Origin of the sequence: Bradyrhizobium sp. (genome assembly GCF_016462955.1) — a bacterium.
GTDB lineage: Bacteria > Pseudomonadota > Alphaproteobacteria > Rhizobiales > Xanthobacteraceae > Bradyrhizobium.
Genome location: NZ_JAEMSD010000061.1, coordinates 1 through 5892, shown reverse-complemented (window position 1 = coordinate 5892; position 5892 = coordinate 1). Strand labels below are relative to the sequence as shown.

6 protein-coding genes are annotated in these 5892 nt (G+C 66.2%); 3 read left to right on the top strand and 3 right to left on the bottom strand.

The features are described 5' to 3' along the window. Window positions 1-378: enoyl-CoA hydratase/isomerase family protein (locus JHD07_RS09505; protein ID WP_291621358.1), on the bottom strand; the 378-nt coding region annotated here is incomplete at its 3' end. 227 nt (window positions 379-605) lie between these two features. Between JHD07_RS09505 and JHD07_RS09500 the strand changes: the two genes are divergently transcribed. Then, complete coding sequence (locus JHD07_RS09500) at window positions 606-1823, top strand: FAD-dependent oxidoreductase (protein ID WP_291621356.1); 1218 nt, start codon at window positions 606-608, stop codon at window positions 1821-1823. 3 nt (window positions 1824-1826) lie between these two features. Here the strand turns inward: JHD07_RS09500 and JHD07_RS09495 are convergent, their stop codons facing one another. Together JHD07_RS09495 and JHD07_RS09490 are read right to left on the bottom strand one after the other, a co-directional pair. Further along, on the bottom strand, window positions 1827-2735 hold the full coding sequence (locus JHD07_RS09495) for a ribokinase (protein WP_291621354.1): 909 nt from the start codon (window positions 2733-2735) through the stop codon (window positions 1827-1829). Between the two features lie 6 nt (window positions 2736-2741). After that, the gene (locus JHD07_RS09490; protein WP_291621352.1) at window positions 2742-3635 is read right to left on the bottom strand and encodes a sugar kinase; all 894 of its coding nucleotides are present in this window, start codon (window positions 3633-3635) and stop codon (window positions 2742-2744) included. A 224-nt stretch (window positions 3636-3859) separates the two neighbouring features. On the opposite strand from JHD07_RS09490, the gene JHD07_RS09485 reads away from it, so the two are divergent. Together JHD07_RS09485 and JHD07_RS09480 are read left to right on the top strand one after the other, a co-directional pair. Then, a complete protein-coding gene (locus JHD07_RS09485) occupies window positions 3860-4708 on the top strand; it encodes a VOC family protein (RefSeq protein WP_291621350.1) in 849 nt (282 codons plus the stop codon). 341 nt (window positions 4709-5049) lie between these two features. After that, on the top strand, window positions 5050-5757 hold the full coding sequence (locus JHD07_RS09480; protein WP_291621348.1) for a TetR/AcrR family transcriptional regulator: 708 nt from the start codon (window positions 5050-5052) through the stop codon (window positions 5755-5757). The last annotated feature ends 135 nt before the right edge of the window (window positions 5758-5892 follow it).

The following is a 5892-nucleotide window of genomic DNA, read 5'->3' as shown; positions in this document are numbered from 1 at the left end:
GGCGAGGCCCATGCCGGCGCCGGCGGCCGAGCCGTGCACGCTCGACAGCGAGAGCTTCGGCATGCGCCTGACGATCTCGATGAAGGAATGATAGTGCTTGAGCAGCTCGCCGACCACCGGCGTCACCGTGCCGGCTTCGGCGGCGGCCCCGATCGTCTGCAGATCGCCGCCGGCGCAGAAGGCGCGGCCTTCGCCTTCGAGCACGACGACGCGAATGTCGTCCGCGCCTTCGAGATAGGCCGCGAGCTGTTCGAGCTTCTGCGCAATCGCAAGGTTGATCGCGTTGAATGCAGCAGGGCGGTTCAGCGTGATGGTCGCGATCGGGCCGTCGATCCGCAGCAGGGCGGGATCGTCGGGCTTGGAGACGGGAGCGGTCATTTGGAATATCCCCGGCAGGAGGTCGAGGCTCGAACTAAATCGCAGAAGGGCAGGGGTGACAATCCCCGGCCGCCGCTCTTGCGCCAGGCGGAACGATAGGTTCAAATAGGGCCGCTTTCGCCAAGGGACGGACACGAGCGCCGGCTCCTCGCAAGGCCAGCAACCACAATCAGCGAGAGAGGAGGCGGCATGGGCCAGGCTCGTGTCTTCCGGAAATGGGCTGTCCGATGACCGGCCCGGTGATCATCGTCGGCGCCGGCCATGGCGGCTACCAGGTCGCGGCATCCTTGCGCCAGGCCGGCTTTTCCGAGCGCATCTGCCTGATCAACGACGAGGCGCATCTGCCCTATCAGCGGCCGCCGCTGTCGAAGGCCTACATCAAGGGCTCGGCCGGACCGGAGAGCCTGATGTTCCGGCCGGAGAAATTTTACCAGGACCAGGCCATCGAGCTGATCGCCGGCCGCGCCGCCTCGATCGACCGCGCCGCGCGCAAGCTGCATCTCGCATCCGGCGAGGCGCTGGATTACGGCCATCTCGTGCTGGCGACCGGCGCGCGCAACCGGCTGCTCGACCTGCCCAACGCCAACCTTCCCGACGTGAAATACTTACGCATCCTCGACGACAGCGAGGAGCTCCGGCAGATCATGCCGTCGAAGACGCGCGCCGTGATCATCGGCGCCGGCTTCATCGGCCTCGAATTCGCCGCGACTGCGCGGATCAAGGGCCTCGAGGTCGACGTGCTCGAGCTTGCTCCACGCGTGATGGCGCGCGCGGTGACGGCCGAGGTCTCGGACTATTTCCAGGCGCGCCATCGCGAGGCCGGCGTCCGCATCCATCTCGGCGTGCAGGCGACCGCGATCGAGGCGGAGGGTGGCAAGGTCACCGGCGTCTCCTTGAGCGACGGACGGCATCTGCCGGCGGATCTCGTCGTGGTCGGCGTCGGCGTGCTGCCGAACATCGAGCTCGCGGCCGAGGCGGGGCTGCCGGTCGCCGCCGGCATCGTCGTCGACGAATATCTTGCGACCGCCGATCCCGACATTTCCGCGATCGGCGATTGCGCGCTGTTCGCCAGCCCCCGCTTCGGCGGATCGATGCGGCTGGAATCGGTGCAGAATGCCACCGATCAGGCCCGCTGTCTCGCGGCGCGGCTGACCGGCGACAAGAAGCCCTACGACAGCCATCCCTGGTTCTGGAGCGACCAGGGCGACGACAAGCTCCAGATCTCGGGTCTCACCACCGGCTACGACCGCGTCGTGCTGCGCGGCAATCCCGCCAACAAGGCGTTCTCGGCGTTCTGCTATCACGGCGACAGACTGCTCGGCATCGAGTCCATCAACCGCGCCGGCGACCACATGTTCGGACGCCGCTTGCAGAGCATGGATCGTTCGATCACGCCAGAGCAGGCCGCAGACGAGAGCTTCGACCTGAAGAGCGCGCTGGCGTGAGCGCTACAAGACCGCGGCTACCTCCGCTGCCGTCGGCATCGACGGCCCGGCGCCCATTCGCTGCACGCTGATCGAGGCAGCCGCGTTGGCGAAGGCGAGGGCGGTGCGTAAGGCTGCGCCCTCGGCCAGTTGCGCCGCCAGCGCGCCGACGAAGCAATCGCCGGCGCCTGTGGTGTCGAGGGCCTTCACCGCGCGGCCGGCTACGGCAATCTCCTCGCGCCCCGCCAGCGCGAGCACGCCGCGCCTGCCGAGCGTGACGCAGATGGTCTGGTCCTCGCGGGCCTGAAGTTTTCGCGCGACGTCGATGATCTTTCCGGCTTCATCGTCGTCCGACAGCTCCGCGCCCGCGAGAAAGCCGAGCTCGGTCTCGTTCAGCACGAGGATGTCGACCAGCGCCAGCAACTCGTCCGGCATCTTCCGCGCCGGCGCAGGATTCAAGACGGTCACGGCGCCGGCCGCACGCGCGCGCCGGAAGAATGCCACGATCGACGGCAGCGGAATCTCGAACTGGCTGACGGCGACGTCGCCCTTCAGCAGCGGCACCACTTCGACGTCATCAGGGCCGACCAGCCCGTTCGCCCCGGGACCGACGACGATGGTGTTGTCGGCCTCCGCCACCGTGATGATGGCGGTGCCGCTGTGGGCCTCCGCCGTCTCCACGAGATAGCCGAGATCGATGCCCTGATCGCCGAGAAAGGCCTTCAGCTCGGCCCCGAACGAATCCTTCCCGAGCCGTCCGATCAGCGTGGTCCTTGCGCCAAGCCGTGACGCCGCGACCGCCTGGTTGGCGCCCTTGCCGCCCGGGAAATACAGCACTTGGCGGCCGGCGACGGTCTCGCCGACCCTGGGATGGCGATCCGCCGTCGCCACCACATCCATGTTGACGCTGCCGGCGACGAAGACGCGCCCCATCTTTTTCTAGACCCTGACCTCGAACTCGTGCCGAACCTTCGCGATATCGACCAGCGTCGGCAGGCCGGCCTCGTTGCCGAGGCGCTGGATCTTGAAGGTCGAGGCAGCGCGGGCGAAATCGAAATGCTCGCGCCAGCTTTTGCCGGGATGGGCCAGATAGGAATAGACATAAGCGCCGTGGAAGACGTCGCCGGCGCCATTGGTGTCGATGACGCGCTCGCGCGGGATCGGCATCGCCGGCATCACCTGCACCGTCCCTGTCTCGTCGTACCAGAACAGGCCCTTCTCGCCCATGGTGACGCCGCCGATCTTGCAGCCGCGGCCCTTGAGGTAGTCGAGCATCTTCTCAGGCGTCAGGTCCATCTGCTCGCAGAGGCGCTCGGCGACGATGGCGACGTCGATATATCCGAGCAACTCGTGGGTGTTGGTGCGCAGGCCGCCGCCGTCGAGCGAGGTCAGGATGCCCGCCTCGCGGCACACCTTGGCGTAGTGGATCGCAGCATCCGGCTGGTGGCCGTCGACATGCAGCGCGCGGCAGCCGCCGAGATTGAGGATCGGGAAGGGGTGGATGTGCTCGTCGTCGCGGCAGCGGACGATGGCGCGCTTGCCGTCCTTGGGCATGATGAAGGAGAGCGAGGACTGGTTGACCTTGCGCCCATGCAGCGAGATGCCGTACTTCGCGCACATGTCCTGGAACATGCGCCCCAGCCAGTCATTGGCCGCGGTCGCGATCAAATCCGGCACGATGCCGAGCTTGGCGCAGCAGAAGGCCGCCGTCACCGCATTGCCGCCGAAGGAGACCGCGTAGTCCGAGGCCACGTGCTTCTCGTCGCCGGTCGGCATGTGGTCGGTGATGAAGACGACGTCGATATAGGTCTGTCCGATGAAGAGAGCCTGCATTGCTTGTCCGTGATGCGCTTGTGGTCCCGGCCGGCGGGATTACTCTAGCACCGGTTCCGCCCCGTGGGGACGCTGAAATTATTCGCAAAACTGCCGCCCGAAGCGCTTGAGGTCAGCATTGTGCCGGAATACGACCATCACCAGCCAATGCCAAGCCCGGACAAACGCCGTCTGTCGCGGCCCGGGTTCCAAGGTCCGTCACAGGTCCATCAAAAGGGTGCAGGATGATCACCGGTCTCGATCACATCGTCGTTCTGGTGAGCGATATCGGTGCGGCCCAGGCGGCCTATCAGACGCTGCTCGCCCGCGCGCCGGCCTGGCAGAATTCCGGCGAGGGCGCCGACCGGGTGCTGTTCACCCTCGACAACATGACCATCGAGCTGATGGCCCCTCACGGCTTCAGCGTTACCGCCGACCGCATGCGCGCGCTGCTCGAGGACCAGGAAGGCGTGCTCGCCAGCCTGTGCTTTCGAGTCGCGGACATCGGCAAGATGCATCGGCGGCTGGAGCGCGTAGCCCTGAGGCCGGACCCGGTCGCGGAGGTTGAAAGCAGCGACTCCGTCACCGGCGCGGTGCTGCACTGGAAACGCACGCGGGCCGCCACCGAGCTCACGCGCGGCGTGCGCATGTTCTTCCTTGAACTGGCCGACGAACGTCCCAAATCGGTCGCGACCGACATTGCCCCGATCGACGAGCTCGACCACGTCGTCGTCACGACCGAGGATTCCGATCGTGCCGCCGCGCTCTACGGTGCGCGGCTCGGGCTCGACCTGGCGCTCGACCGCTCCCACCAGGATTGGGGCCAGCTGATGTTCTTCCGCTGCGGCGATCTCGTCGTCGAGGTGGTGCGCCGACCGGTTGCGGGCAGCGATGCCGCGCATGACCGCCTCTGGGGCCTCAGCTGGCGCGTCGCCGACATCGACGCCACCCGCGCCCGCCTGATCGCTGCCGGCCTCGACGTCAGCGAAGTCCGCAACGGCCGCAAGCCGGGCACGCGGATCATGACCGTGCGCAGCGGTACCTGCGGGATTCAGACAGTGCTGCTGGAGCGCTCGCCGAAGCCGGTGGAGTGATTCTGTCATTCCGGGGCGTCGCGAAGCGACGAGCCGGGAATCCATTCCGCCACCGACTCTGCCGCTCAATGGATTCCGGGCTCGCGCCAAGGAGCGCGCCCCGGAATGACGGAGCACGTGTCGCCTCGTGGTCCGGACGCGGTGCGGCACGCAGTAAGGCACTCTCGTAGGGTGGGCAAAGCGTAGCGTGCCCACGCATTTTCTATGATCGAGAGAGATGGTGGGCACGGCGCAAGTGCGCCTTTGCCCACCCTACGAAACTGCGTCAGGGGTACGAGATCGTTCTCAAATGCTCGCCCCCATGATACACGCGATGGACGACCACCCAGTGAGCACCTCTTTTGGCGAAGGCAAAGCGAACTCTGAAATGGCAGCGCGATCCCGAGGGGATGCGGCTGCGCATTCTCGACGCCGCCAAGCAGGAATTTTCCGCCCATGGTCTGGCCGGCGCACGCGTCGACCGCATCGCCGCCAAGGCCGGCGCCAACAAGCGGATGCTCTATTACCACGTCGGCAACAAGGACGAGCTCTATCTCGCCGTGCTCGAAGGCGCCTATGACAAGATCCGCAGCGAGGAGCGGGGGCTCGATCTCGAACATCTCGATCCGCCCGAGGCCATCCGCCGCCTGATCGAGTTCACCTGGAATTACTTCCTGCGCAATCCCGAATTCCTGTCACTGCTGCAAACCGAGAACCTCGCGCGCGCAAAACACCTGAAGAAGTCGACCAAGGTCAAGTCGATGCACTCGCCCTTCGTCGAGATGATCCGGACCGTGGTGCGGCGCGGTGTCGACAGCGGCGACTTCCAGGTCGCGGTCGATCCGGTGCAGCTCTACATCTCGATCGCGGCGCTGAGCTTCTTCTATCTCTCCAATTCGGCGACTCTGAGCGTGATCTTCGGCCGCGATCTCCTGGACAAGAAGGCGAAGGACGAGCGGCTGGCGCATATGGTCGGCCTCGTTCTGGCCGCGCTGACAGGGCAGTCCGCCGCGCTGTTCGAGATCGCGAAGGCGCCGAAGCAGCGCAGCGCGGTGGCGCAAACGGTGTAGCGCTCAATTCTCTCTGCTGTCATTCCGGGGCGGTCCGTAAGGACCGAACCCGGAATCTCGAGATTCGGGGTCGATGCTTCGCATCGCCCGGAATGACGATTTTGGTGTGCCGGAACCCGGACGCAAAAAGCCACA

Bases quoted from the DNA above. Each gene is read 5' to 3' on its own strand.
- JHD07_RS09500 (WP_291621356.1), top strand. From the start codon at position 606: ATGACCGGCCCGGTGATCATCGTCGGCGCCGGCCATGGCGGCTACCAG.
- JHD07_RS09485 (WP_291621350.1), top strand. From the start codon at position 3,860: ATGATCACCGGTCTCGATCACATCGTCGTTCTGGTGAGCGATATCGGT.
- JHD07_RS09490 (WP_291621352.1), bottom strand. From the start codon at position 3,635: ATGCAGGCTCTCTTCATCGGACAGACCTATATCGACGTCGTCTTCATC.
- JHD07_RS09495 (WP_291621354.1), bottom strand. From the start codon at position 2,735: ATGGGGCGCGTCTTCGTCGCCGGCAGCGTCAACATGGATGTGGTGGCG.